The sequence below is a fragment of the Mesorhizobium sp. M2E.F.Ca.ET.219.01.1.1 genome (assembly GCF_004016445.2).
GTDB lineage: Bacteria > Pseudomonadota > Alphaproteobacteria > Rhizobiales > Rhizobiaceae > Mesorhizobium.
On the sequence record NZ_SADT02000002.1, the window covers coordinates 320,873 to 345,951 of the forward strand.

The window sequence follows — 25,079 nt, forward strand, 5'->3', positions numbered from 1 at the left end:
AATTTCCAAACAGTCTCAGGCGGCACGACCGTAGAAGCCGATCCGCTCCTCGTCGGTAAACATCACGCCCGGACGTTCATAGTAGGAGAACACCGCGATCATGCGCTCGCGATTGCCCTCGACCGTGGTGACGCGATGCGCGGTGTTCTTGCCGCGGAAGACGTTCAGCGTGCCGGCCTTGATGCGCAGGATTTTTGCTTCGGGGTCGCGCCCCTCGAGCAGCTTGGCGACACCGTCATAGTTCGGGTCGTCGTCCGAGCGCAGGTCGGTGCGGTATTCGAAATCGCCGCCGATCTCGGGCGCTTGCAGCAACAGCGTCGTGGTGAATTCCGAGCGGTCGAAATGCCAGTTGAGCGCTTCGCCGGCGCGGTAGCCCATGACATTGGCGCGGGCCAGCGGATCCTGCATGACATGCAATTGCGGCTTGTTCATCGTCGCCGCCAGGAACCGCACCAGCGGCGCGTATTCGTAGATCGAAAGGACGGTGCTGACCGGGATCTGGTCGGCGCAGACCGTATGGCTGATCGTCTCGACCTTGCGCAGTGCGGGGTGGTCCGGTGCGAGCTCCGGGATCGACGGCTTGAAGTAGATGTTGTGCATGCGCTTGTGGACATGCGAGCGCGTATCCATCACCGGCCGGATTTCGGCGACCGCCTTCTCGGCGATGCCGGGGCGCAGGAACCCTTCCAGGTTGAACATGCCGTTTGCCGCGAGCGCCGCCTTGGACTCGTCCACCAGGCGCTGCCACTCAAGGCTGCCCTCGCGGTTCAGCGGATAGCGGTCCAGGTCGAGAATGGTTTCGATCATTGCGTCCTCCAAAATCTGAGGACACTACACGCCAAGGAAAACTTTGCCGCAACGCGGAAAATTGTTAGGCTCGGCCAAGAAAAACTTTCGAGGATAGGCCGTGGAAAAGCTTCCGCCATTGAACGCGATGAGGGCTTTCGAGGTCGCGGCCCGTGCCGGTTCCTTCACGCTTGCCGCCACCGAACTCGGCGTGTCATCGGCCGCGGTCAGCCAGCAGATACGCAATCTGGAAGACTGGTTCGGCAAGCAGCTCTTTATGCGCAACGGCAACCGCATCGCGCTGACCGATGCCGGCCATGCCATCTATCCGCAGACGGCGCATGCACTGGGCGAGATCGCGGCTGTCGGCAGGCGCATGCTGGAAGGTGGCCTGCGCACGCGCCTTGTGGTCAGCGTGCCGTTCTCCCTGGCCGAGTTGTGGCTGGCGCCCAAGCTTGCCGTTCTGCTCGACGGCTTTCCGCGGATGGCGATCGATGTCCGCGTCGAGGACGATCCCGTCGACGTCGTGCGCCAGAACATCGATCTGCGCATCTCCTATGGCGATTATCACTATCCGGCGCTGAAGATGGTGCGGCTCGTTCACGACGAGGTGCTGCCGGTTGCGTCGCCCGGCTTCTGGCAGCGCCACGGGAACGGGTCGTCCGGCCTCGCCGATATGCATGAAAGCCATTTCATCCACACCAACTGGGGTCCCAACTACGCCTCGCATCCGAGCTGGGCGGACTGGTTCGCGGCCGCTGGGGGCGGCCGCGCGCCCGATCCATCGCATGGCCGCCGCGTCGGCCTCTCCAGCCTGGCGATCGGCGCGGCAAGGCTGGGGCTGGGGGTAGCTTTGGGACAGAAGGCGATGGCGAATGCGGATCTCGAGGCCGGCCGGTTGATCGCGCTGTCTTCCGTCTCCGTCCGCCTGGGTCAGCCCTATTGCGCCTTCATGCTGCCGGCCAAGGCGGAACGCGCCGACATTGCCGGCCTCGTCGAGTTGCTGGCGAGCAATCCCGGCAGGCCCCGCACGGAACCGGCATCGGGAGCCGTCTGACAACTCATAAAAAAACGGCGCCCTCGACGTGGGAGTCGAGGGCGCCGTCGGACCGGAAACTGATGGGGGTTATCAGCTGGCCGGTTTCGGTTGCGGCAAGGGAGAAACCGGCATTCCGGGTCCGATCTTCTGCAGATTGCCCGTGATCACCTGGTCGGTCTCTGAGATGCCGGAGGTCACGGAAATCAGGTCGCCATCGGTCGGCCCGAGCGACACCAGCTTCTGGTCGACTGTGTTGCCCTTGCCGATGACATAGAGGTACTTGCCGAGCTGGCTGGAGCCCAGCGCCACCTGCGGCACCATCAGCGTGTTGGGCTGCTCCTTCACATGCAGCCGCACCCGCACATATTGTCCCGGCAGCAGCGTGAACTTGGCGTTGCCGATCGTGGCGCGCGCCGTGATCGTGCCGGTCGAGTGGTCGATCGTGTTGTCGATGAAGGTCAGCTCCCCCTTCTGGCTCGGCACCGTATCGCCGGGCAACAGCACATCGACGGCGATCGGGCCGGCGGCCTTCGCCTGCTCGATCTGGACGAGGTCGGTCTCGCTCGGATTGAAGGTCACATAGATCGGGTCGAGCTGCACCAGCGTGTTGAGCACCGTGCCGGCGACGCTGACCAGCGTGCCGACCGAGGCCTGGTTGCGGCCGATGCGGCCCGGGAAGGGCGCTTTGATCTCGGCGTAACCGAGATTGAGCTCGGCCGTCCGCACCGCCGCCTGGTCGACGGCAAGGGCAGCCTGCGCCGAGCGCAGATTACTGGTGCGCTGGTCGAAGCTGTCCTTGTCGAGATAGCCGGCCTTGGCGAGGTCGGTGCCGCGGCCGAGATTGGACTTTGCATATTCGAGCGTCGCGGTATCGCGCTGCACCTGCGCCTTCGCCTGGTCGAGCGAGGCCTGATAGTCATCGGGCGCGATGCGGTAGAGCATGTCGCCCTGCTTCACGTCGCTGCCGTCGGCCGCGGTCTGCTCCTGCAGATAACCCGGCACGCGGGCCTGCAGCGTGATGCTGCGGATCGACTCCACCCGCGCGGCGTAGTCCAGATAGATCGGCAGCGTCTTCTTCACGACGTTCACCACCGGCACCGGCATGACGAAGGCCGCCGGCGCGGGCGCTGCGCCCGCCGTGCCGCCGCCGAGATAGCCCGGATTCAGCAGGTGGACGCTTGCCACCGAGATCGCGCCAAGCACAACGGCCGTTCCTAAAGCGATTTTCCATTTACGCATTTTGGTCTCCAATCCTATTCGGCCGCCTGCGAGCTATTCAGCCGCCTGGGCGAGCGGCTGAAGCGCCGGCTCCGCGGTCGGTTCGATTTCTTGCTGCTGAGGGGCGTCGTGGTGTCCCTTGGCTGGTTCCTTTTCGCCGCGCTCGCGCAGCTGTTCGATCACCGCGTAGAAGACTGGCACGAAGACCAGCGACAGGATGGTCGCCGCCACCATGCCGCCGAAGACGGTGGTGCCGATCGACTGCCGGCTGGCCGCACCCGCGCCCGTCGCGAACATCAGCGGCAGCACGCCGAGGATGAAGGCGAAGGCGGTCATCAGGATCGGCCGCAACCTGAGCCTCGCCGCTTCCATCGCCGCATCGACGATGGTCAGGCCTTCCTCGCGCCGTCGCCTTGCGAACTCGACGATCAGGATCGCGTTCTTGGCCGCCAGGCCGATCAGCATGACAAAGCCGATCTGCGAGTAGACGTCGATCTGCATGCCGCGCAGCAACAGCACGACGAAGGCGCCGAACAGAGCGAGCGGCACGGCGAGCAACACCATGAAGGGCATCGCCCAGCTTTCATACTGCGCCGCCAGGATCAGGAAGACGAACACGATCGCCAGCCCGAACACGACCGAGGCGATCGATCCGGCCTTGAGCTCCTGGAAGGTGATGCCGGTCCATTCGTAGCCGAAGTCGCGCGGCAGCACGTTCGCCGCCGCCCGCTCCATCGCCGCCACCGCCTGTCCGGACGAGAAGCCGGGGGCAGCACCGCCATTGATCAGGGCCGACGCATTGTTGTTGTAATGCGGCACGGTCTCCGGTCCGACGATCGGCACAAGCTTGCCCAACGTGTTCAGCGGCACCATGCCGCCCGACGCGTTGCGCACATAAAGCCTGGAGATGTCGGTCGCGTCGGCGCGCGCGTCCTTGTCCGCCTGGATGGTCACGCGGAAGGTGCGGCCGAACAGGTTGAAGTCGTTGACGTAGAGCGAGCCGAGATAGATCTGCAAGGTGTTGAAGACATCCGGCAGGTTGAGGCCGAGAAGCTTGGCCTTGTTGCGGTCGAGGTCGTAGTTGAACTGCGGCGTCGAGGTCGAGAAGGACGAGAACAGCTGCTGCGGGTTGAGCTCCGGCTGCTTGCGCGCCTCGGCGATCAACGCCTGCGTGACCTCGTTGAGCGCGGCGCTGCCGCGACCGGAGAGGTCCTCCACCTGGAACTCGAAGCCACCGGTGGTGCCGAGGCCCGGGATCGAGGGCGGGTCGAAGGACAGCGCGAACGCGTCCGGCATCTGCAGCAGCTTGCCACGCACCTGCTCGACCAGTTTCGACGCATTCTGGTCGGGACCGCGCTGGTCCCATGGCTTCAGAATGGCGAACTCCACCGCCGAATTGGACTGCGCGGCGCTGGTCAGGAAGTTGAGGCCGCTGATCGAGCCGACGATGTCGACGCCGGGCGTGTTCTGCAGGATGTCGCGCGCCTTCTGCGCCACCGCGTCGGTGCGCTCAAGCGAGGCGCCGTCCGGCAGCTGGATGACGACGAAGAAATAGCCCTGGTCCTCCACGGGGAGGAAGGTCGAAGGCAGTTTCTGCCAGACGAAATAGGTGGCGACGAGGCCGGCCGCGAACAGCCCAAGCATGATCCAGCGCAGCTTGATCAGGATGCGCACACCATGGGCATAGGCATGCGACAGCCAGTCGAAGCCGGCGTTGAACCAGCGGAACAGCACGAACTGCGTCTCGCCGCGATGGCGCAGGAACGCGGCGCTCAGGGCGGGCGACAGCGTCAGCGAGTTGAAGGCCGAGATGCCGACCGAGATCGCCACTGTCAGTGCGAACTGGTTGTAGAGCCGGCCGGAAACGCCGGGGATGAAGGCGACGGGGACGAACACCGCCATCAGCACCGCCGTGGTGGCGATGATCGGTCCCGTCACTTCGGCCATCGCCGCGCGCGTTGCGGCAAGCGGCTTGAGCCCGGCCTCCAGCTGTCGCTCGACATTCTCGACAACGACGATCGCGTCGTCGACGACGAGGCCGATCGCCAGCACCATGCCGAGCAGGGAGAGCATGTTGAGCGAGAAGCCCAGCATATACATGATCGCCAGCGTCGCGATCAGCGACACGGGGATGGCGATGGTCGGAATGATGGTCGTGCGCCAGCTCTGCAGGAAGATGAACACCACCGCCACGACCAGCACCAGCGCCTCGCCGAGCGTGATCAGCACGTCATGCATCGAGGCCGACACGAAGCGCGTCGTGTCGTAGTGCATGGCGTAGTGGACGCCCTTCGGGAAACGCTGCGACAGCTCCTGCATCTTGTCCTTGACCCGCTGCTGCAGGTCGAGAGCGTTGGAGCCGGGCATCTGGTAGACGGCGAGCACCACGGTCGGGTCCTTGCCGAAGAAGGCGGATGACGAATATTGCAGCGCGCCGAGCTCGATTCGCGCGACGTCGCGCAGCCTAACGAGCGAGCCGTTCTGCGAATTGGCGCGCACGACGATGTCGCCGAATTCCTTCGGGTCGCTCAGGCGGCCGACCGCGTTGACCTGCATCTCGAAGGCGGTGCCGGCGGGCGCCGGCGACTGGCCGATCTTGCCGGCCGCGACCTGCACGTTCTGTTCGGCGATGGCGTTCTGGACGTCGACGGCGGTGATGCCGAGATTGGCCAGTTTGTCCGGGTCGAGCCAGACGCGCATCGAATAGCGGCGCTCGCCGAAGATCTGCACGTCGCCGACGCCTGGCAGGCGCTTCAGCGGATCGACCACCTGCAGATAGGCGAGGTTGCTCAGCGCCACCGGATCGACCGAGCCGTCCGGCGAGGTGAGGTCGACGATCAGCACGAAATTGGGGTTCTGCTTCTTGATCGTCACACCGCCCTGATTGACGATTGCCGGCAGGGAGGATGCCGCTTGGCTGACGCGATTCTGCACATCGACCGCCGCCGTGCTCAGCGGGTAGCCGACGTCGAAGGTGATGGTGATGGTGGACGAGCCGTCATTCGAGCTCGTCGACGACATGTAGGTCATGCCTTGCACGCCGTTGATCTGCTGCTCCAGCGGCGTGGTGACCGTGTCGGCCACGACCTGCGCGCTGGCGCCCGGATAGTGGGCGCTGACCACGACCTGCGGCGGCGTGATGTCGGGGAACTGCGAGACCGGCAGAAGGAAATAAGCGATCGCGCCGGCGAGCACCATGATGATGGCGATCGCAGACGCAAAGATCGGACGGTGAACGAAGAAATTTACCATGATGCGGACGCCTCGCCGAAGGGTTTTGCGAAATGGCGCGTGCGCCGGGCCCGGCCGGAGCCGGAATCCGCCAGGAAGGATGGCAGGCCTTCCTCATCCGGCGCCTGTTCCGCCGCGCGCTGGCGCAGCATCCGCTCGAAGGCTTTGGGGTCGATCCCGTCCGCCTTCATCACCAGCCGGATCATCGGATCCCGGACGGCTTCGTCGATCGTCAGGTCTTTGCGCTTTTGCATAGGAGTGGCTCCTTGCCCGGTCCGTATCGGTTGATCACGGGCCGCTTTTTCTCTTTTTCACCGGCCGAAGCCGCATGACAGGCTGTTTTTTCGTCCTATCTCACTCTGGCAGGCTATCGGTGGGCCTTGTCGTTTGACGGGGAGTGATATAGGTGTTACCAGTAAGTAACATCTAAAAGTTACAGACCGGTAACACCCTAGTCAAGAGGTGGCGACGGTTTTTTTGGAAACGACGAAAGGAGAGCATGATGACTGACGGCGTTGCGGAGCGTTCCCGCCCCCGGGATCGGATCCTGGAGACGGCGCAGGACATGTTCCACAAGCACGGCATCAAGGGAGTTGGCGTCGACGCCATCACCGAGGCTGCCGGCACCAACAAGATGACGCTTTACCGTCACTTCGAATCCAAGGACGAGCTGGTGATCGAATGCCTGCGCGCCACGGCGGCGAAGGCTTCGAGGATATGGGACGAGTTCGAGGCCAGGCATCCCGGCGACAAGCTCGCCCAGTTGCATGCCTGGGTCCAGAAGGCTTCGGAATTGCTCAGCGTCGACAGTCGTGGCTGCGACATGGCCAATGCCGCCGTCGAGCTCACCGAGGCCGATCACCCGGCCAGGCGCGTCATCAAGGAGCTGAAGGAAGCCCAGCGCGAAAAGCTGGTTGCGCTTTGCCGCGATGCCGGCATCGGCCAGGCGGAACTGCTTGCTGACACGCTGTCGCTGCTGCTCGAAGGCGCCCGCGTCTCGATGCAGAGCGTCGGCGCCGAAGGTCCGAGCGCGCAATTCGTGCGCATGGCCGAGAGCCTGATCGCCTCGTTCCGGGCGCGCTGATCTCTTCGGATCGTCCTGATTCTGCTATGCTGTCCCGAAAACGGGCGCTAGACGATGGGTCAGGCAAGTTTTCCGGAGATGTATGAGCGCTGGCTCGTGGGGCCTCTGTTTCGCCCCTGGGCCGAAGTCACCTTCGAAGAGGTGAAGCTCTCTCCAGGCCATCGTGTGTTGGACGTCGCCTGCGGCACAGGAATAGTTGCCCGCGTTGCCAGGGAACAGCTCGGCGCCGCCGGATATGTCGTCGGCATCGACATCAACGCGGAAATGCTTGCCGTCGCGCGCACCGTGGCGCCAGACATAGATTGGCGCGTAGGCAATGCCGGTGCGCTGCCGCTCCGCGACGGAGAGCAGTTCGACGTGGTCGTCTGTCAGCAGGGGCTGCAGTTTTTTCCCGACAAGCCCGCCGCGGCGGCGCAGATGCGGCGGGCTTTGGCGCGGGGCGGCCGGCTGGCAGTTGCCACGTGGCGTCCCGATGAGGAAATCCCCTTCTTTCGCGATCTTCGCCGCGTCGCCGAGCGACTCCTCGGCCCAATCGTGGACCTGCGCCACAGCTTTGGGAATGCGGCGCTGATCGAGGCGCTGCTCCGCGACGCCGGCTTCCACGATGTGCGATCGAGGACAATATCGCGCAGGATACGCTTTGAGGACGGGGCACCCCTCCTGCGATTGAACACGATGGCGCTGGTCGGCATGAGTGCTGCCGGCAAGGCAATGGCCGATCACGAACGCAAGCGCGTCGTGGAGGACGTCGTGAGCGGGAGTGCGCCCGTGCTGCAGTCCTACGCCGATGGATCGGGAGTCGCTTTCGAACTCAGCTCCAATCTGGTGACGGCGAATGGTTAGAGCAATTCCAGGAAAATGTGAGCGGTTTTCCGTCCGGAGTTGCTTCAAATCAAAGAGATAGCGCGTACCTGGTCAGCATCAAGATGGACTGGCTTCGCTTCCGCCTTTGGCGCGCAAAGAAAAAGCCCGCTGCCGGGAGGAGGTGGCAGCGGGCTTGATTTCGAATACGGCACGGGAGGAGGTGTACCGCACTCAGCGTCGGCATCACATCTGGGAGGAGGAGACGGCCGACACCGAGATAGATACGGGGTGCCTAACGATTCGGCAATTGCGAAACGTGCATAGCTGCTGTGCAGAATTGCGGGATCAATTATCAGACAAATCCGCGAACTGGCCGTTCGGGACTGGTTGCAGGGCTACTGTACCGGCACGTTTTCCTTGAAGATCAGCCGCGGTTCGATGAATTTCTTCGTCAAATAGGGCGCCGATGAAACGATCGAGCCGAGCAGGCGGATCACCGACTGCTCGGCGATCAGCCGCGCATTCTGGTCGATGACGACATCGGCGAGATCGTCGACGAGATAGCGGCGTGTCTCCTTGGTCAGGTCGTGGCAGATGAAGACCGGCTTCCGGCGCGGCTTGGCCTCGAGCAGGGCCTTGGCGACGCCGGAGCGGCCGGCGCCGACGCAGTATATGCCGAGCAGGTCCGGTTCGTCGTGCAGCGCCTTGATCGTCGCGCGGTAACTGGCGTCCGGCTCGTCGTTGATCTCGACGGCGCTGGACACGGTGAGGCTGGGGAACTCTTCGCTCAGCACCGAGCGAAAACCCATCTCGCGCTCCTCATGGCCGCGATAGGAGCGTGAGCCGACCACCATCGCCAGATGCCCTGTACGGCCGCCGAGAAAGCGGCCCATCAGCAGCGCCGCCGTGCGGCCCGCAACGCGGTTGTCGATGCCGACATAGGCCGAGCGGGGCGCGGCCGGCACGTCTGAGACCAGCGTGACCAGCCTGATTCCGGCCTCGACCAGCTCGCGCAGGATGTTGCGTGTGCGCGGATGGTCGACGGCGATGACGCCGACGCCATTGGCCTTGAGCGACAGATTCTCCACCGCGCCCTGCAGCGCGCCGGGCGAAATGCCGGCAAGGTTGTGGATGCGGCAGGAGGCGACCAGGGGCAGGCGCGCCGCATAGTCTTCGATGTGGTGGGCAAGATCGGCCATGAAGGCGTTGGACCCGATCGGCAGGAAGAATTCGAGATGCGCCGGCTTCGACGGCAGCACGACCTGGTCGAGCGTCGGCAGATAGCCGAGCTGCTTGGCCGCTTCCATCACGCGCTGCCGGTTGGCCGCACTTGCGCCCGGGCGGTTGTTCAGCACCCGGTCGACGGTCGCGGTCGACAGGCCGCAGCTTCTGGCGATGTCGGCTACGGTGGCTTTCATGGGTCCAGTCATAGGATCGGATACGAGCCTGTGTCAGTCGAAATCAGCCATGCTGCTTTGGACCGTCGGCGATGGCGTCGCGGATTTCCTTGTCAGACATGCCAGTGATGACGCGCTCGACCTCGGCGACCGTCGTCTTCTTCGGATCGATGTCGTCGGCCACCACCTTGCCCCGCCGCATCACCACGATGCGGTCGACCACCTGGAAGACGTGATGGATGTTATGCGCGATGAAGATGCAGGAATGGCCGGAGTCGCGTGCGCTGCGCACGAAGCTCAGCACCCCTTGCGTCTCGGCGACGCCGAGATTGTTGGTCGGCTCGTCGAGGATGATGAGATCGCTGTCGAAATGCATGGCGCGCGCGATCGCGACCGCCTGCCGCTCGCCGCCCGACAGCGAGCCGATCGGCGTCGTCGGCGGGATGTTCTTGGTGATGCCGACTTGCCTGAGCAGATCGCGCGCCACCGCGTTCATCGCCTCCTGGTCCATGCGGTTCAGGAAGCGCGGCGGCTTGATCGGCTCGCGCCCGAGAAACAGGTTGCGCGCGATCGACAGCTGCGTGACGAGCGCCGAGTCCTGGTAGATCGTCTCGATGCCCTCAGCGATAGCGTCGCTGGTGCTGCGGAAATTGACCTTCTTGCCGCGCACGAAGATGTCGCCGCTGGTCAGCGGCACGGCGCCCGACAGCACCTTGATCAATGTCGACTTGCCGGCGCCGTTATCGCCGAGCAGGCCGACGATTTCCTTTTCATTGACGTGGAAATTGGCGTCCACCAGCGCCTGCACGCGCCCGTAGGACTTGCGGATACTCGTCATGCGGATCAGAGGCTCGGCCATCGTCTTAAGTCCCTGCCTGGTGCCGGCGTTCGAGCCACGAATGCAGCGCCATCATGCCGAGGATGATCGCGCCGATGAAGATGTTGTAGGCGAGCCCCGGGACGCCGATCAGCACGATGCCGTTGCGCATCACGCGCAGGATCAGGATGCCGAGCACGGTGCCGATGATGGTGCCGCGCCCGCCGGTCAGCGCCGTGCCGCCGATCACCACCATGGCGATGACCTCGAGCTCGTAGCCGGTGCCGCTGTTGGGGTTGGCCGCGGAGGTGCGCAGCGACGAGATCACGCCGGCCAGCGAGGCCATCAGCGCCGAGAGGATGAACAGGCCGACCTTGACGCGGTTGACGTTGACGCCGCGTGCGCGTGCCGCGTTGGGATTGCCGCCGGCGGCCTGGATCCAGTTGCCGGTGCGGCTCTGTGTCAGCACATAGCCGAGCACGATCGCAGCACCTATGAACCAGAACAACGAGGCATAGATGCGGAACGGCCCGACATAGAAATCGCCGACCAGGATGTTCGCCAGCCAGCTGCCTTCCGCGCTCCAGGTGCGCTGGGGGAAACCGTCGGTGACGAACAGCGCCGTGCCGCGCACGACCAAGAGCATGCCAAGCGTGACCAGGAAGGACGGGATCTTGAGCTGGGTGACGAACCAGCCATTCACCAGCCCGATCAGCGCGGCAACGATCAGCGCGATCAGCAGGCCCAACTCCAGTGAGGTGACGCCGCTGTTGAACAGCGTCCACATCAGCACCGGCGAGAAGCCGAACAGCGAGCCGACGGAAAGGTCGAATTCACCCGATGTCATCAGCAGCGTCATCGCCAGCGCGATCAGGCCGAGCTCGACGGTGAAGGCCAGGATGTTGGAGATGTTCTGCGGCGAGAGGAAGTCCGGATTGATAGCCCAGAACACGACCAACTCGACGACGAGCAGGACAAGGGGGCCGAATTCTGACCTGCCGATCAGGCGCTGGATGACGGAACGGTTTTCCACGAGATACCCGCGACATGATTGAAAACTGGCCGGATTACGTGCCGCGTATCGCGGCGGGCTCCGGCGGCGGTAGCATCCAGCGCCGCGCCTCAGGTGGAAAGCGCGGCGCTGGTCAATCGCGCGGGGACTTATTTGCCGGACAGGATCTTGTCGTAGACGCCGGCGGTGTCCTTCTCATAGAGCGCGCCGGTGATGACGTTGAAGCCCGGAGGAATGCCGCTGGCGGCCATGTTGGCCAGCGACAGCGCCACATAGCTGGTCGCCTGCGGGTCCTGCCACTGCGCGGCGTTGACATAGCCGTTCAGCACCTCCTGCGTGGTGTCGAGCGAGTTGCCCCAGCCGACGACCGGGATCTCGCCCGCCTTGACGCCGACCTGGTCGAACACCCGTTTGATCGAGCCGGTGACGAGGTCGCCGAGGCCGATGATCGCCTTCACCTTGCCCTTGTGAGCGGTGAGGTAGTCGGCCATGCGGCTGATCACCTCGGCCTGGTCGAGCGTGGCCTCGGTGATCTCATAGGTGATGCCGGCCGGCCCGAAGACGCTCTTGATGCCTTCCTCTTCCTGCACGCCATAGGTGGCGCCGGGAACCTCGACCGGCATCCAGACGAAGTCGCCTTTCTTCACCAGGCCCTTGTCGACCAGGTATTGCGCCCAATGCTTGCCGAAGGTGACGTTGTCGCCGCCGACATAGGCGTTGAAGTTCGCCTTCGGATCGGGCGTGTTGAAGTTGATGATCGGAATGTTGGCGGCGCGCGCTTCCTTGGCGAGCTCGATCAGGCTGCCCGGATCGGGGCTGGTGGTGACGATGCCGTCGGCCTTGGCCGAGATGGCGGCGCGGATCGCTTCCTGCTGCGAGGCAACATCGCCATTGTGGAACGACGTGTTGACCTTATTGCCGGTGTCGCTGGCCCATTGCTTGGCGCCGGCCAGGAAATAGGTCCAGACCGGGTCGGCCGGGCCGCCATGTGAAATCCAGTAGAACGTCTTGGCCTCAGCCATCGCCGGAATGGCGACGAGCGCGATCAAGCCAAGCACGAGCAGTCTTAGCCGCGAAAACATTCGATTTCCTCCCATGTTGAAACTCTCCTCCACATCAAGCGCGATGCGGCCTTGGACCGCACCTCCTGCCAGCGCCGAGCGGGACGTGTAGAGCATTCCCTTTTTCGGGCGATGGCAAGCCTCCATCGCCAATGGATGTTGGCACAGCTTCGCGCGCCATCAGCAATCCCATCAGATTGCATCAGCTGCGATGATTTTCGCGGGCAAGCGGCGCCATCGGCTCATCCGCCGCGCGGATTGACCTGCAGGCAATGCCCTATGGTGCGGCGTTAGATAAGGCCCGCTTTGGCCAGGTCGCGCATCAGGTGGCTGGCGCCGTAGGTCCAATGCGGACAATCCGGCGACAGGCGCACGCGGTTGGTGAGCGCGCCGAGCTTTTCCGACGAGATGGTGACGATGTCGCCGACCTTGTGGGTAAAACCCTTGCCCTTCTCGCCTCGGTCCTTCGACGGCACGAACATGGTGCCAAGATAGAGCGCCAGCCCGTCGGGATACTGGTGATGCGGCCCCATCGCCGCCTTGACCAGCTCTTCCGGCGAGCGGCTGATTTCCGCCATCGAGCTAGCGCCTTCCAGCGAGAAGCCGTCCTCGCCCTCGACGCTGAGCCGCACCGTGGCGCGCTTCACGTCGGCGATGGAAAACGTCTCGTCGAACAGCCGGATGAAAGGCCCGAGCGAGGCGGAAGCGTTGTTGTCCTTGGCCTTGCCGAGAAGCAGCGCCGAGCGTCCCTCGACATCGCGCAGATTGACATCGTTGCCGAGCGTGGCGCCGACGATGCGGCCCGAGCTGTCGGCGATCATGGCGATCTCGGGTTCCGGGTTGTTCCAGGTGGAGACGGGATGCAGCCCGACATCGGCGCCGAAGCCGACCGAGGCCATCGGCTGGCATTTGGTGAAGATCTCGGCGTCCGGGCCGATGCCCACTTCCAGATATTGCGACCAGGCGCCGCGCGAGATCAGCTTGGCCTTGATCTCCATCGCTTCCGGCGAACCGGGCTTGAGCTTCGACAAATCGTGGCCGATCAGTCCGGCGATATCGGCGCGAATGGCATCGGCCTTCTCCGCCGAGCCACGCGCTTGCTCCTCGATGACGCGCTCGAGCAGGCTGACGACGAAGGTGACGCCGGAGGCTTTGACCGCCTGCAGGTCGACGGGCGACAGCAAGATGGGTTTCTCCGCGTCACGCGTGGCCTCAAAACTGTTCGCCGCGATATCGGCGAGCGCGCCGATGGCCTTGCCCTTGGCCGAACGCAGATAGTCAGCCGGATCCTTCAGCTCGCAAAGGTCGCGCACCGTCGGCGCCGCGCTCGAGGTGATGTCGATGACCTCGCCGTTCCGCACCGTGACCACAAGCGGATGAGAAGCGGCGCTGGTCCTGGCGCGGCCGACGAAAAGTCCTTCGGCAGGCAGGCGGGTCGGATCGGTCATGGCATCATTCCTCTCGATTGTCGCGCGGCACTTTCCCCGGATTTAGCGCAAACGTCTATCCCGTCGATGCCAAGGTTTATGGGCCATGGCTGTGCTGTCACATAGCCAGGACTTGTCTGGCCTATCGAGCGCTCTTTCAAATTCATGAAACCGCCAATAGGATTTTCACGAGTTCCAGCGCCGAGGTGATCTTTGCCCGCAGCCTTCTCCGATCCGGTCTGGCGGAAACCCCAGACGGCGCCGGCGTTCCGGTCCGAACTGTCATCCGGCGGCACATTGGACGCGATCATCGTCGGCGGCGGCATCATGGGCCTGTCGACGGCCTTGCATGCGGCGCGCGCCGGTCTGTCGGTCCAGGTGCTGGACGCTGGCGCGATCGGGCAGGGCGCTTCCGGTCTCAATGGCGGTCAGGTCATTCCCGGCCTCAAATACGATCCGGAATGGCTGATTGAACATTTCGGCAAGGAGCGCGGTGAAGCCCTGGTCGAGTTCGCCGCCTCGACGGCCGATGCCGTGTTCGATGTGATCCGCAACGAGAAGCTGGCCGTGCCGTTCACGCGCGATGGCTGGATCCAGGCGGCGCACACCGAGACCGCCCTGAAGGCGGCCGCCAACCGCGATCGCCAATGGCGCTCGCGCGGCGCCGATGTCAGGCTGCTCGATCAGGCCGGGATCGCGGCGATGACTGGCGCCAGGGGCTATCTCGGCGGCTGGCTCGACCGCCGCGCCGGCGTCATCGATCCGCTGTCCTACACGCTCGAGCTGGCGCGCGTCGCCTCGGTTGCTGGCGCCAGGATCGCCGAGCAGCAGCGGGTGGTGAAGCTCGCCAAGGAGGCCGGCGTCTGGCGGGTTCGACAGAGAGCGGCATCGAATTGCAAGCGAAGTCGGTGGTGCTCGCCACCAATGCCTATACGGACGGCCTGTTGCCTGGCCTCGCGCAGACAATCGTGCCGCTCCATTCCTTCCAGATCGCCACCGCGCCGCTGCCGGCCGAGCTTGCCGCGAGCATCCTGCCCGGCGGGCAAGCGGTTTCCGATTCCCGTCGCATTCTTGTTTACTACCGCAAAAGCCCCGATGGCCGCATGGCGCTGCCCTCGAGCGCGGCCGACTGGGCGCATCTCGAACGCGCGCTCATCCGCCTCTATCCGGCGCTTGCCGGCATCGCCATCGAAAAGCGCTGGTTCGGCCGCGTCGCGCTGACGCCGGATCACCTGCCGCATCTGCATGAGCCGGAAAAGGGCCTGCTTGCAGTTGTGGGCTGTCAGGGCAGGGGCGTCGGCCTGATGAGCGCGCTAGGCAAACGTGTGGCGAGCTACCTTGCCGGCGGCGATACCAGGCAATTGCCGTTCCCGCTGTCGCCGATCCGGCCGATCCCGTTCCACGCCTTTCGCCAGGTCGGCGTTGCCGCCACCATCACCTGGTACCGGATGCTCGACACATTCGAACGTTGAGCCGAACGCGTGCAGCGCGCAAGCGATTCAGCTTGACAGTTTCATGAATATGAAAAATCATTAGGTGATTTCAGAATCCCGATGGGCAGTTCGATGTCGTCGACCATCGTTGCAACAAGGCCCTTGCCGGAAAACCGCATCTCGCCGGTGTTCCGCCTCGCCATGCTGCTGCCGGGAGGGCTGGTCACATTCTTCCTGATCCTCTTCGCGCTTGGGCTTGTGGTGCTCCTCGCCTTCAGGGGCAATGACGGCTCGCTGCTCGGCGTCGGCCTGACGGCGCAAAATTTCATTACCGTCGCCACCGACCCGCTCTACTGGACGGTCACGCTGCGCTCGCTGGTCATTGCCGGCCTGGTGACGCTCGCCACCGTCGTTACCGCCTATCCTGTCGCCTATTACCTCGCCTTCCATGCTGGCCGCCGCCGCAACCTTTTGCTTTTCCTGGTCACGCTGCCCTTCTGGACCAGCTACCTCTTGCGCGTCTTCGCCTGGAAGATCGTGCTTGCCTATAATGGCGTGCTGAACTCAGCCTTCATCGAAAGCGGCCTTTGGAAGGAACCGACGCTCGCCTTCCTCAACACACCGGCCGCCGTGGTGGTGACGCTCGCCCACGCCTACGCGCCCTTCGCCATCCTGCCGATCTATGTGGCGCTGGACACGATCCCGAAATCGCTGCTCGAAGCCGCCTCCGATCTCGGCGCGCGGCCCTTCACCAGCTTCCGCCGCGTCGTGCTGCCCAATTCCATGCCGGGCGTGCTGGCGGCCGCCCTCGTCGTCTTCGTGCCGACGGTCGGCGATTATGTCACGCCGGCCATGGTCGGCGGTCCGGCCAGCACCATGATCGGCACGCTGATCCAGTCGCAATTCGGCAAGGCCAATGACTGGCCGTTTGGTGCAGCGCTATCGGTCTGCGTCATGCTGGTCATTCTGTGCGTGGTGCTTCTCGCGCGCGGCGCCGACCGCAGGTTCGGCAGCCGCACATGAGCGCGCGGGCCAACACCAACACAGGCGGCGGCTGGCTCGGCCTTTACGTGCTTGCCTATCTCGTCTTCCTTTATTTGCCGGTGCTTTTGATCCCGCTGTTTTCCTTCAACAACTCCATCCAGGCGGCGTTTCCGCTGCAGGGTTTCACGCTGGATTGGTACCGCACGCTCTACGGCAATCCGGCGCTTTCCGGCGCCTTGGCCAACAGCCTGGTCATCGGCGTCATCGCGGCCTTCGGGGCGACGCTCTGCGGCATCACCGTTTCCTATATGGATCTCTATGGCCGTTCGCCGCTCGCCGCCACCATCGGTGCCATCGCCCGCCTGCCGATCCTGATCCCCGGCGTCATCGTCGGCATCTCGCTGCTGATCCTGGTCAACCTCATCGGTATCGGCCCGTCGCGCGTTTCCATCGTGCTCGGCCATATCCTCGTCGCGCTGCCGACGACCGTGGTGGTGATGCGCAGCCGCTTCGCCGCCATTCCGAAGACGATCCGCGAGGCCGCGCTCGACCTTGGCGCTTCCGACTGGACGACGTTCCGGCGTGTCATGCTGCCGCTGAGCGCGCCCGCCGTGCTGTCGGCCTTCATGCTTTCTTTCCTGATTTCCTTCGACGAGTTCATCGTCGTCTTCTTCCTAGCCGGCACCGAGCCGACGCTGCCGCTCTACATCTGGAGCCAGCTGCGCTTTCCACGCTCGCTGCCGACCGTGATGGCGCTGGGAACGGTGATCCTCACCCTATCCTTCATCATCGCCGGCACCGCCGAAATCCTGCGCCATCGCGGCCTCGGCGCCGCGCGCCGCAATCCAGCCTGAAGCACAACAAAGAAGAGGAGAACGAAAATGACTGTACACCTGAAATCGATAACCGGCCACAAGGCCCTGGCGGGTCTCGCGGCCCTCGCCATGGCGTTGTCGTCGACGGTCGCTTTTGCCGCCGACAAGCTGCAATATTTCACCTGGTCGGGCTATGAATTGCCCGACTTCAACAAGAGCTTCCTTGCCGCGCATCCGGACGGCGTCGAGGCGTCGATCTTCGGCGACGACGACGACGCCTTCACCAAGGTCAAGGCCGGCTTCCGTCCCGACATCGCCCATCCCTGCTACGACAAGGTGGCGCGCTGGAACAAGGAAGGCCTGCTGCAGCCGATCGACACCAAGCGCATCAAGAACTGGGACTCGATCTTCCCGGTGTTCAAGAACCTGCCCGACCTGCAGGCGGGCGACGGCAAGGTGTGGATGGTGCCGTGGGACTGGGGCAACACCTCGATCCTCTACCGCACCGATCTGGTGAAGAACCCGGAGGCGAGCTGGAATCTCCTGTGGGACAAGCAATATGCCGGCCGCATGGCGACCATCGACGCCGTGCACGACACGCCCATCGTCGCAGCGCTTCTGGCGGGCGTGAACCCCTTCGACATGACGACGGAGCAGATGGACAAGGTGGCGGCAAAACTGCGCGAGCAGCGGCCGCTATTATCGAGCTACACCACCGACATGACCTCAGTGGAGCAGGCGCTGGCGAGCGGCCAGTTGGTCGCCGCCATGACCTGGAACGCATCCGCCACTTCGCTCAAGAAACAGGGCGTGCCGGTCGAGTTCATGAAGCCGAAGGAAGGCATGCTCACCTGGGCCTGCGGTTTCGTCATGCTCAAGGACGCCAAGAACGTCGATCTCGCCTATGACTTCATCAACAGCCGGCTCGATGCCGACTCGGGCAAGTTCCTGATCCAGTCTTACGGCTATGGCAGCTCGCTCTCGACCGCTTTCGCCGGCGTGTCGAAGGACGAACTCGACAAGCTGCAGCTGCCAGCGGACCCGGAGGTGATGCTGAAGAGCACCATCTTCACCGGCCCGATGAAGCAGAATGACGATGTGGCCAAGATGTTCGAGAAAGTGAAGGCGGGCGGCTGAGCGCTCTTACCTTCTCCCCTTGTGGGGTGAGAAGCGGTCCGCGTCAGCGGACGAAAAGCCAATTGCTTGGCTTTTCGAGCTTCGAACGCCCTGAGCCTGCGAAGGGCCGGGCGGTGGATCGGCGCGCAGCGCCGAGACGGATGAGGGGTGTTGGACGGATCGCCGTCCTTGCCAAGCTGGAGTACCCCTCATCCGTCGCCTTCGGCGACACCTTCTCCCACAAGGGGAGAAGGGGGAGCCTGGCGGCGCTGCGCCGCGTCGGTGGAAAGACAACGAGGACCATTGCATGGACGTTCTTAACGAAGCGGCGACAAGGCCGAAGGACGATGCCGACATCCGCGTCGGCCGGCGCGTGCGGGCATTGCGCCTCGAGCGTAATCTCTCGCTTGCCGACCTGGCCGCCAAGGCCGGCATCTCCATCGGCGCGCTCAGCCAGATCGAGCGCGGCATGTCCTCGCTGCGCGTCAAGGTGATCTGGCCGCTGGCCGCCGCCCTCGACATCGAACCTTCGGCGCTGATCACGGACGGCAATGAGGCGGTGAACGACCTCTATTGCGTGCGCGCCGATAAGCGCCGCTCGATCCCGGTGAAATCCGAGGGCATCGCCAAGGCGCTGCTTTCCCCGCCGGCGGCGACGCTCACAGGCATGCTGGTCACGGTCGAGGCCGGTGGCGGCACGGCGGAAGCCTATGCCCATGCCGGCCACGAATTCGGCTTCGTCATGACCGGAGAGGTCGAACTGGTGGTGGATGCCACGACCTATGTGCTGAAAGCCGGCGACAGCTTCGCCTTCAAGAGCACGCTGCTGCATGCCTTCCGCAACCCCGGCGACGAGCGCTGCCAGATCCTCTGGGTCAACACGACAAAGCCGTCCGAGGTGCGCGATGGCGCCTGATGCGCTCGTAAGACTGCAGAAGGTTTCGAAGGTTTTCCCGGGTGGCGTGGTCGGCCTCGATGCCGTCGATCTCGATATCGCTCCGGGTGAGTTCCTGACACTGCTCGGCCCTTCCGGCTGCGGCAAGACGACGAGCTTGCGCGTCATCGCCGGCTTCGAGAGCCCGACCAGCGGCAATGTCCTTCTCGAAGGTCGCGACATCACGGGCTTGAGGCCCTTCGACCGTCCGGTCAACACCGTCTTCCAGGACTACGCGCTGTTCCCGCATATGGATGTCGCGGCCAATGTCGGCTTCGGCCTGTCGCTGCGGAAAATGTCCAGTGCCGAGCAGGCCAAACGGGTCCGCGACGCGCTCGACATGGTCGGCCTCGCCGACAAGCTGCGCGCCCGCGTCTCGGAACTCTCCGGCGGCCAGCGCCAGCGCGTCGCTTTGGCCCGCGCCATCGTCTGCGAGCCGCGCGTGCTGTTGCTCGACGAGCCGCTGTCGGCGCTCGACGCGCATCTGCGCGAGCAGATGCAGGTCGAATTGAAGCGGCTGCAATCGCGACTCGGCACCACTTTCGTGATGGTCACGCATGACCAGACCGAGGCGCTGTCGATCTCCGACCGCATCGTCGTCATGAACAAGGGCCGCATCGAGCAGATCGCCGCGCCGGCAACGCTCTACGATCGCCCCGCGACGCGCTTCGTGGCCTCCTTCATCGGCACGATGAACCTGTTGCAGTCGCGCTTCCTGGGCCGCGATGGCGAGCGGTTGCGCTTCGCCGTCGGCGAGCTGCCGCTGGAGGCAACCTCAGACAGTGGCGAGACGCCGACCGCCGGCGACACACGCACCATCGGCGTGCGCCCCGAAGATATTCTGGTTGCCAGCGAGGCTGCGGAAGGCACCGCGCCGGCCCGGGTCAGCGGCGTCGTCTTCCACGGCCGCACGCTGCGCCTGCATGCCGAGCTCGGGCAGGGGACCGCGATCGTCATAGACGCGCCGCGCCGCGCCGACGGCTCGCAGTTCGGCGTCGGCGACGTGGCGCATGTCAGCCTGCGCCGTGGCGCCAACTGCCCGATCCTTTCAAGCTAATGCGATCGGGCCTCACGAAGCCTTGGCGAAGAATCCCTGATAGTCGGACTTGGCCTGCAGCAGCCGCAGGATGTTCTCGCGTGAGGCGCGCACATGCGCGCGAGCGAGCTCGCCGGCCAGAGCGACGTCGCCGGCGCAGATCGCGTCGACGATGCCGGCATGCTCCTCGCGGGTGAGCTTCCATTCGCCCAGCCACAGAAGCTCCGCCCAGACATATTGCTGGCATTTGTCGAGGATGCCGCAGAGCATGCCGTAAAGCATCTCGTTGCCGCCGATTTCGGCGATCACTCGGTGCAGGTCGATGCCGACCTGCAGCTCCTCGAATTTCTCCCGCGTGCTGCGGTCCGGGATCGCCGCCAGCCGCTCGCATTCGGCAAGCATCTCGCGCAGTTTCGCCTTGTCGGCCGCGGTCGCGTTGGCTGCCGCCAGCTCGGTCGCGCGCCCGTCAAGCATTTCGCGGATTTCGAAGGCCTCGCGGAACATGGTGATGTTGAATTCGGCCACGACATAGCCTTGGCGCGGCCGCCCGATCACCAGGCCGTCCCGTTCGAGCCGATTGAAGGCCTCGCGCACAGGCGTGCGGCTCACTTTCAGGCGTTCGGCGATCTCGTTTTCCGTAACGCGACCGCCCGGCGGGATCTGGCCGGTGATGATCAACGCCTTCAGTTTCTCGAACACCGAGTCGCGCAGCGTGTTCTTTTTCTCCTTGCTCAAGCGTCCCGCCTCCAACGGTCAGTCATGGAATCGCAGTCTAGTGCCTTTTAGCGCCTGCTTGAACAGGCCCTTGTCGCGGCACGCGGCCGAACTGCGCTGCTTCTCCGCCGACAAAAATCCCGAAGCCCCATGTTGACATCAGCCTCCGGCGAATTACACTCAAAATTGTATACAAATTCGCATACCAAATCAACGATAACGGGAACACCGGTTGGAGAAGCGAAAATGACGAAGAGACTTTGCATTCATGGCCTGGCCATCGCCGGGCTGCTGGCATCGGCCACCGTTCCGGCGTCGGCCGCCGACACCATCACCGTGGCCTCATGGGGCGGCACATATCAGGAAGCGCAGACCAAGGCCTTCTTCGATCCAACGGCCAAGGAACTCGGCATCACCATCAAGCAGGACACCACCAACGGCCTCGATGACGTGCGCCTGCAGGTCACCGGCAATGCCGTCAAATGGGACATCACCGAGCTTGGCGCCGACGAATGCGCCCGCGGTTCCAAGGAAGGCCTGTTCGAGAAGCTCGACTACAACGTCATCGACAAGACCGGCATCAACCCCAAGCTCGTGCATGACGACTGGGTCGGCATTTCCTACACCTCCGTCGTGCTGATCTACCGCACCGACGTCTTCGGCGACAAAGGCCCGAAGACCTGGGCCGATTTCTGGGACGTGCAAAAATTCCCTGGACGCCGCGCTCTCTCCGGCAGCCAGGCGACGGAAACGCTGAGCGTCGCCGCTCTCGCCAAAGGCATTCCGATCGACAAGGTCTATCCGGTCGATATCGACGGCGCGCTGCAATCCGTCGACAAGGTCAAGGGCCATATCGATGCCTGGTGGACATCGGGCGCGCAGGCTATGCAGCTCGTCAAGGACGGCGAGGTCGACATGGCGAGCATCTGGAACGGCCGCGCCGGCACCCTGAAGAAGAGCGGCGCCCCGGTCAGCTTCTCCTTCGACCAGGGCGTGCTCACCGCCGACTGCATGGTCATCCCGAAGGGCTCGAAGAACAAGGACCTCGCCATGAAGGCGCTGGCCAAATTCGTCAGTCCTGACCTTCAGGCCAACCTGCCGCTCTATGTCGACAACGGCCCGGCCAACGAGAAGGCGTTCGAGACCGGCAAGATCCCGCCCGAGCGCATCAAGGACATCAACTCCTCGCCCGAGAACGTCAAGAAGCAGGTGCTGCAGGATCCCGCCTTCTGGCGCGACACCCTCGTCGAGGCGACGGAGAAATTCAACAACCTGATCCAGCAATGACGATCGTACTGGAGCGGCGTCCTCGCGGCGCCGCTCCGCATCGTTTCGCGAAAAATGATCCGGAGTTGAAGGAGATGCTCTTGTCTCTCGCGCAGTCCGCGCTGCCCATCGGCATAAGCGGTATCGAGAAGCGCTTCGGTGCTGTCTCCATCCTCAGCGATCTCAGCCTCGATGTCGCGGCGGGCGAATTCCTGACGCTGCTCGGGCCGTCCGGCTCGGGAAAGACAACGCTCTTGATGATCCTGGCCGGTTTTGTGCGGGCCAATGCGGGATCGATCAAGGTCGGCGGTGAGGAGATCATCACCATGCCGCCGCACAAGCGCAACATCGGCATGGTGTTCCAGAACTATGCGCTGTTCCCGCATATGAACGTCTTCCACAACATCGCCTTTCCGCTCAAGCAGCGCCGCGTGCCGGCCGCGGAAACGGCGGAACGCGTCGAGCGGGCATTGGACCTGGTGCAGTTGAAAGGCCTCGGCGAGCGGCGTGTCGACCAGCTCTCCGGCGGCCAGCGCCAGCGCGTGGCACTGGCCCGCGCCATCGTCTTCGAGCCGCGCATCGTCTTGATGGACGAGCCGCTGTCGGCGCTCGACAAAAGCCTGCGCGAGCACATGCAGATCGAATTACGCAACCTGCACCGAAGGCTCGGCATGACGACCGTCTACGTCACCCACGACCAGCGCGAGGCGATCACCATGTCGGACCGCATCGCCGTCATGAATGCCGGGCGCATCGAACAGATCGACCAGCCGGAAGTTCTTTACGCCAGGCCCCGGACCAAATTCGTTGCCGGTTTCATCGGCGAGTCCAACTTCGTTCCCGTCGAGAGCCGCAATGGCAGCGTCTGGTACGAGGACAGGAAGTTGCGGATGAACGATGCTGCACCATCCTCTGGCCGGCATCTGATGGTGGTGCGGCCGGAAAAGCTGCGCCTGGTGGCAGACGCCGACGAGACCGGCGGCGTCAATCTGCTGCCGGCGACCGTCGGCGACGTCATCTATCAGGGCGACAGCTTCGTCTGCTACGCGACGCTGAAGGATGGCCGGCAGGTGACGTTGCGCGACTATTGCCGCCCCGACGTCTTGGCGAAACTGCCGGCGCCGGGCGAGCCGATAACGCTCGGCATCGATGCCCAGGACGTCGTGCTGGTGGCAGACCAATGAGCCTTGCATCCGCCAGTCTCGATCATGCCTCCCACCGCGACGGGGTGATCAACGCCGATGCCTTGCGCGCCGACGCCCGACGGGAATCGCGCGGCATGTTCGCGCTGCTGTCGCCTGGGCTCTTCCTGGTCTTCGCCGTCATCATCGTGCCGATCGGCTGGCTGTTCTGGCTTTCCTTGTTCGATGAGAGCGGCCAGCTCAGCGCCGCCAATTACGCGCGTTTCTTCGACCAGGCGTCCTACATCAAGACCTTCGTCACCACCTTCAAGGTGGCCTTCACCGTCACCGGCGCCTGCGTGCTGCTCGGCTATCCGCTGGCCTATATGCTGTCGCAGCTGCCGCGCCGCGCCGCCTCCATCTGCCTGATCTTCGTCATCCTGCCGTTCTGGACCTCGGTGCTGGTGCGCACCTATGCCTGGCTGGTCATCCTGCAGCGCAAGGGGCTGGTCAACACGTGGCTGATGGATCTCGGCGTCATCTCCCAGCCGCTGCCGCTCGCCAACAATTTCGCCGGCGTGGTCATCGGCATGACCCACATCATGCTGCCCTTCCTGGTGCTGCCGCTCTACGCCTCGATGAAGACGATCGATGCCGATTGCCTGCGCGCCGGCATGAATCTCGGCGCGAGCCCCGCCGCCACCTTCCGGCAGATCTTCTTCCCGCTGTCGCTGCCGGGCCTGGCTTCGGGCTTGGTCATCGTCTTCGTGCTCTGCCTCGGCTTCTTCGTCACGCCGGCGCTGATGGGCGGCGGCAAGGTGATCATGTGGGCCATGCGCATGGAGCAGACCACCAGCCTTTATTCCAACTGGGGCGCGGGCGCGGCGCTTGGCGTCGTGCTGCTCGCCGTCACGCTGGCGCTGCTCGGCCTCTTCCACTGGCTGCTCGGCACCCGCGCCACCGGCGTCTGGAGTGAGCGATGAGCATGGAAAATGCCTTGCCGATCTCGCATGCGCAACGCCTCTGGCTCTACGCGCTGGGCGGCCTTGTCATGCTCTTCCTGATCGCCCCGTCGGTGATCATCGTCATCATGTCGTTCTCCGACTCGACGCTCTTAGAGTTCCCGCCGCGGGAATGGTCGCTGCGCTGGTATGAAAGCTATTTCGGCTCGCTCGAGTGGCGCGACGCCACTATAGTATCGGCCAAGGTGGCGGTGATGACGGCGATCGTAGCAACGCTGCTCGGCACCGCAGCCGCCTACGCCATCAACGCCCGCACGCTACGGCTGACCGGCGCCATCAACGCGCTGCTCACGGCGTCGCTAATCATCCCGGTCATCCTGATCGGCATCGGCACCTTCTTCCTCTATGCCCGCATCGGCCTCAACAACACGCTGACCGGACTCATCGTCGCGCATACCGTGCAGGCGCTGCCGCTGGTCGTGCTGACCGTGCTCTCGGGCTTGCGGTCCTATGATATGAACCAGGAGATGGTGGCGCGCAGCCTCGGCGCCGGCCGCTTCTCGGCCTTCTTCCAGGTGACGATGCCGCAGATACGCTTCTCGATCGTGTCGGGCGCGCTGTTTGCCTTCATCACCTCGTTCGACGAGGTGGTGGTGTCGCTGTTCATCTCCGGCGGCGAGACCACGACGCTGACGCGGCGCATGTTCAATGCGCTGCGCGACCAGATCGATCCGACGATCGCCGCCATTTCGACTTGCCTGATCGTGCTATCGATCGTCTTGTTGTCCGCTGCCCAGCTTTTCGGCCGCGGACGTTGATTCA

The 25,079-nt window shown here is 64.1% G+C and carries 22 protein-coding genes and 1 pseudogene; 13 read left to right on the forward strand and 10 right to left on the reverse strand.

Going from position 1 to position 25,079, the window contains the following annotated elements; translation table 11 throughout:
* Positions 1–15: 15 nt before the first annotated feature.
* Complete coding sequence (locus EN862_RS11920; protein WP_245519560.1) at positions 16–807, reverse strand: 2OG-Fe(II) oxygenase; 792 nt, start codon at positions 805–807, stop codon at positions 16–18.
* A 100-nt stretch (positions 808–907) separates the two neighbouring features.
* Here EN862_RS11920 and EN862_RS11925 point away from each other — a divergent pair, with 100 nt between their 5' ends.
* On the forward strand, positions 908–1,843 hold the full coding sequence (locus EN862_RS11925) for a LysR substrate-binding domain-containing protein (protein ID WP_127866980.1): 936 nt from the start codon (positions 908–910) through the stop codon (positions 1,841–1,843).
* A gap of 72 nt (positions 1,844–1,915) precedes the next feature.
* Here EN862_RS11925 and EN862_RS11930 read toward each other — a convergent pair whose 3' ends face one another.
* From EN862_RS11930 to EN862_RS11940, 3 genes are read right to left on the reverse strand one after another with little or no spacing between them, the layout of a single operon-like run.
* The gene (locus EN862_RS11930; protein WP_127866981.1) at positions 1,916–3,064 is read right to left on the reverse strand and encodes an efflux RND transporter periplasmic adaptor subunit; all 1,149 of its coding nucleotides are present in this window, start codon (positions 3,062–3,064) and stop codon (positions 1,916–1,918) included.
* Between the two features lie 33 nt (positions 3,065–3,097).
* A complete protein-coding gene (locus EN862_RS11935) occupies positions 3,098–6,295 on the reverse strand; it encodes a multidrug efflux RND transporter permease subunit (protein ID WP_127866982.1) in 3,198 nt (1,065 codons plus the stop codon).
* Positions 6,289–6,528, reverse strand: coding sequence for a hypothetical protein (locus EN862_RS11940; protein ID WP_127866983.1), 240 nt, complete (start codon positions 6,526–6,528; stop codon positions 6,289–6,291). Before EN862_RS11940 ends, EN862_RS11935 begins: the two co-directional genes overlap by 7 nt.
* 248 nt (positions 6,529–6,776) lie before the next feature.
* Here EN862_RS11940 and EN862_RS11945 point away from each other — a divergent pair, with 248 nt between their 5' ends.
* Both EN862_RS11945 and EN862_RS11950 read left to right on the forward strand, forming a co-directional pair.
* Entirely contained in the window at positions 6,777–7,358 is a 582-nt protein-coding gene (locus EN862_RS11945) for a TetR/AcrR family transcriptional regulator (RefSeq protein WP_127230506.1), read from the forward strand.
* A gap of 54 nt (positions 7,359–7,412) precedes the next feature.
* A complete protein-coding gene (locus tag EN862_RS11950) occupies positions 7,413–8,201 on the forward strand; it encodes a methyltransferase domain-containing protein (RefSeq protein WP_127866984.1) in 789 nt (262 codons plus the stop codon).
* A gap of 356 nt (positions 8,202–8,557) precedes the next feature.
* On the opposite strand, the gene EN862_RS11960 is transcribed toward EN862_RS11950, so the two are convergent.
* The 5 genes from EN862_RS11960 to EN862_RS11980 form a co-directional block, all read right to left on the reverse strand.
* The gene (locus EN862_RS11960) at positions 8,558–9,580 is read right to left on the reverse strand and encodes a LacI family DNA-binding transcriptional regulator (RefSeq protein ID WP_127866985.1); all 1,023 of its coding nucleotides are present in this window, start codon (positions 9,578–9,580) and stop codon (positions 8,558–8,560) included.
* Positions 9,581–9,623: 43 nt separating this feature from the next.
* Positions 9,624–10,418, reverse strand: a complete 795-nt coding sequence (locus EN862_RS11965) for an ATP-binding cassette domain-containing protein (protein ID WP_127866986.1) — start codon at positions 10,416–10,418, stop codon at positions 9,624–9,626.
* Between the two features lie 4 nt (positions 10,419–10,422).
* Positions 10,423–11,409 (reverse strand): ABC transporter permease, encoded by a 987-nt coding sequence (locus EN862_RS11970; RefSeq protein WP_127866987.1) that lies wholly within the window; start codon positions 11,407–11,409, stop codon positions 10,423–10,425.
* 128 nt (positions 11,410–11,537) lie between these two features.
* Positions 11,538–12,470 carry a substrate-binding domain-containing protein gene (locus tag EN862_RS11975; protein WP_127867280.1) on the reverse strand — a complete coding sequence of 311 codons (933 nt, stop codon included), beginning with the start codon at positions 12,468–12,470 and terminating at the stop codon, positions 11,538–11,540.
* A 269-nt stretch (positions 12,471–12,739) separates the two neighbouring features.
* Positions 12,740–13,897, reverse strand: coding sequence for a fumarylacetoacetate hydrolase family protein (locus EN862_RS11980; RefSeq protein ID WP_127866988.1), 1,158 nt, complete (start codon positions 13,895–13,897; stop codon positions 12,740–12,742).
* Between the two features lie 306 nt (positions 13,898–14,203).
* Between EN862_RS11980 and EN862_RS11985 the strand changes: the two are divergent.
* From EN862_RS11985 to EN862_RS12010, 6 genes and pseudogenes are all read left to right on the forward strand, one after another.
* A pseudogene (locus EN862_RS11985) lies at positions 14,204–15,348 on the forward strand (FAD-binding oxidoreductase).
* Positions 15,349–15,441: 93 nt separating this feature from the next.
* Positions 15,442–16,332 carry an ABC transporter permease gene (locus EN862_RS11990; RefSeq protein ID WP_127866989.1) on the forward strand — a complete coding sequence of 297 codons (891 nt, stop codon included), beginning with the start codon at positions 15,442–15,444 and terminating at the stop codon, positions 16,330–16,332.
* Positions 16,329–17,147: an ABC transporter permease gene (locus EN862_RS11995; protein WP_127866990.1), complete on the forward strand. Its 819-nt coding sequence runs from the start codon at positions 16,329–16,331 to the stop codon at positions 17,145–17,147. Before EN862_RS11990 ends, EN862_RS11995 begins: the two co-directional genes overlap by 4 nt.
* Before the next feature lie 27 nt (positions 17,148–17,174).
* Positions 17,175–18,245: an ABC transporter substrate-binding protein gene (locus EN862_RS12000; RefSeq protein WP_127866991.1), complete on the forward strand. Its 1,071-nt coding sequence runs from the start codon at positions 17,175–17,177 to the stop codon at positions 18,243–18,245.
* A 286-nt stretch (positions 18,246–18,531) separates the two neighbouring features.
* Complete coding sequence (locus tag EN862_RS12005; RefSeq protein WP_127866992.1) at positions 18,532–19,140, forward strand: cupin domain-containing protein; 609 nt, start codon at positions 18,532–18,534, stop codon at positions 19,138–19,140.
* The gene (locus EN862_RS12010) at positions 19,130–20,215 is read left to right on the forward strand and encodes an ABC transporter ATP-binding protein (RefSeq protein ID WP_127866993.1); all 1,086 of its coding nucleotides are present in this window, start codon (positions 19,130–19,132) and stop codon (positions 20,213–20,215) included. Before EN862_RS12005 ends, EN862_RS12010 begins: the two co-directional genes overlap by 11 nt.
* A 12-nt stretch (positions 20,216–20,227) precedes the next feature.
* On the opposite strand, the gene EN862_RS12015 is transcribed toward EN862_RS12010, so the two are convergent.
* Positions 20,228–20,929 (reverse strand): GntR family transcriptional regulator, encoded by a 702-nt coding sequence (locus EN862_RS12015; protein ID WP_189401731.1) that lies wholly within the window; start codon positions 20,927–20,929, stop codon positions 20,228–20,230.
* A 225-nt stretch (positions 20,930–21,154) separates the two neighbouring features.
* Here EN862_RS12015 and EN862_RS12020 point away from each other — a divergent pair, with 225 nt between their 5' ends.
* The 4 genes from EN862_RS12020 (at position 21,155) to EN862_RS12035 (ending at position 25,075) form a co-directional block, all read left to right on the forward strand.
* Positions 21,155–22,195, forward strand: a complete 1,041-nt coding sequence (locus EN862_RS12020) for an ABC transporter substrate-binding protein (RefSeq protein WP_127866995.1) — start codon at positions 21,155–21,157, stop codon at positions 22,193–22,195.
* Positions 22,196–22,275: 80 nt separating this feature from the next.
* Entirely contained in the window at positions 22,276–23,358 is a 1,083-nt protein-coding gene (locus EN862_RS12025; protein WP_127866996.1) for an ABC transporter ATP-binding protein, read from the forward strand.
* Positions 23,355–24,278 (forward strand): ABC transporter permease, encoded by a 924-nt coding sequence (locus EN862_RS12030; protein WP_127866997.1) that lies wholly within the window; start codon positions 23,355–23,357, stop codon positions 24,276–24,278. Before EN862_RS12025 ends, EN862_RS12030 begins: the two co-directional genes overlap by 4 nt.
* On the forward strand, positions 24,275–25,075 hold the full coding sequence (locus EN862_RS12035; RefSeq protein ID WP_127866998.1) for an ABC transporter permease: 801 nt from the start codon (positions 24,275–24,277) through the stop codon (positions 25,073–25,075). The genes EN862_RS12030 and EN862_RS12035 overlap by 4 nt, the downstream gene beginning before the upstream one ends.
* The last annotated feature ends 4 nt before the right edge of the window (positions 25,076–25,079 follow it).

What these genes read in the sequence shown, in the direction of transcription:
- EN862_RS11945 (WP_127230506.1), top strand. Translation starts at nt 6,777, where the DNA reads ATGACTGACGGCGTTGCGGAGCGTTCCCGCCCCCGGGATCGGATCCTG.
- EN862_RS11935 (WP_127866982.1), bottom strand. Translation starts at nt 6,295, where the DNA reads ATGGTAAATTTCTTCGTTCACCGTCCGATCTTTGCGTCTGCGATCGCC.
- EN862_RS11940 (WP_127866983.1), bottom strand. Translation starts at nt 6,528, where the DNA reads ATGCAAAAGCGCAAAGACCTGACGATCGACGAAGCCGTCCGGGATCCG.
- EN862_RS11995 (WP_127866990.1), top strand. Translation starts at nt 16,329, where the DNA reads ATGAGCGCGCGGGCCAACACCAACACAGGCGGCGGCTGGCTCGGCCTT.
- EN862_RS11980 (WP_127866988.1), bottom strand. Translation starts at nt 13,897, where the DNA reads ATGACCGATCCGACCCGCCTGCCTGCCGAAGGACTTTTCGTCGGCCGC.
- EN862_RS11950 (WP_127866984.1), top strand. Translation starts at nt 7,413, where the DNA reads ATGGGTCAGGCAAGTTTTCCGGAGATGTATGAGCGCTGGCTCGTGGGG.
- EN862_RS12020 (WP_127866995.1), top strand. Translation starts at nt 21,155, where the DNA reads ATGACGAAGAGACTTTGCATTCATGGCCTGGCCATCGCCGGGCTGCTG.
- EN862_RS12035 (WP_127866998.1), top strand. Translation starts at nt 24,275, where the DNA reads ATGAGCATGGAAAATGCCTTGCCGATCTCGCATGCGCAACGCCTCTGG.
- EN862_RS12030 (WP_127866997.1), top strand. Translation starts at nt 23,355, where the DNA reads ATGAGCCTTGCATCCGCCAGTCTCGATCATGCCTCCCACCGCGACGGG.
- EN862_RS12000 (WP_127866991.1), top strand. Translation starts at nt 17,175, where the DNA reads ATGACTGTACACCTGAAATCGATAACCGGCCACAAGGCCCTGGCGGGT.
- EN862_RS11990 (WP_127866989.1), top strand. Translation starts at nt 15,442, where the DNA reads ATGTCGTCGACCATCGTTGCAACAAGGCCCTTGCCGGAAAACCGCATC.
- EN862_RS11930 (WP_127866981.1), bottom strand. Translation starts at nt 3,064, where the DNA reads ATGCGTAAATGGAAAATCGCTTTAGGAACGGCCGTTGTGCTTGGCGCG.
- EN862_RS11920 (WP_245519560.1), bottom strand. Translation starts at nt 807, where the DNA reads ATGATCGAAACCATTCTCGACCTGGACCGCTATCCGCTGAACCGCGAG.
- EN862_RS11965 (WP_127866986.1), bottom strand. Translation starts at nt 10,418, where the DNA reads ATGGCCGAGCCTCTGATCCGCATGACGAGTATCCGCAAGTCCTACGGG.
- EN862_RS11975 (WP_127867280.1), bottom strand. Translation starts at nt 12,470, where the DNA reads ATGTTTTCGCGGCTAAGACTGCTCGTGCTTGGCTTGATCGCGCTCGTC.
- EN862_RS12005 (WP_127866992.1), top strand. Translation starts at nt 18,532, where the DNA reads ATGGACGTTCTTAACGAAGCGGCGACAAGGCCGAAGGACGATGCCGAC.
- EN862_RS12010 (WP_127866993.1), top strand. Translation starts at nt 19,130, where the DNA reads ATGGCGCCTGATGCGCTCGTAAGACTGCAGAAGGTTTCGAAGGTTTTC.
- EN862_RS11960 (WP_127866985.1), bottom strand. Translation starts at nt 9,580, where the DNA reads ATGAAAGCCACCGTAGCCGACATCGCCAGAAGCTGCGGCCTGTCGACC.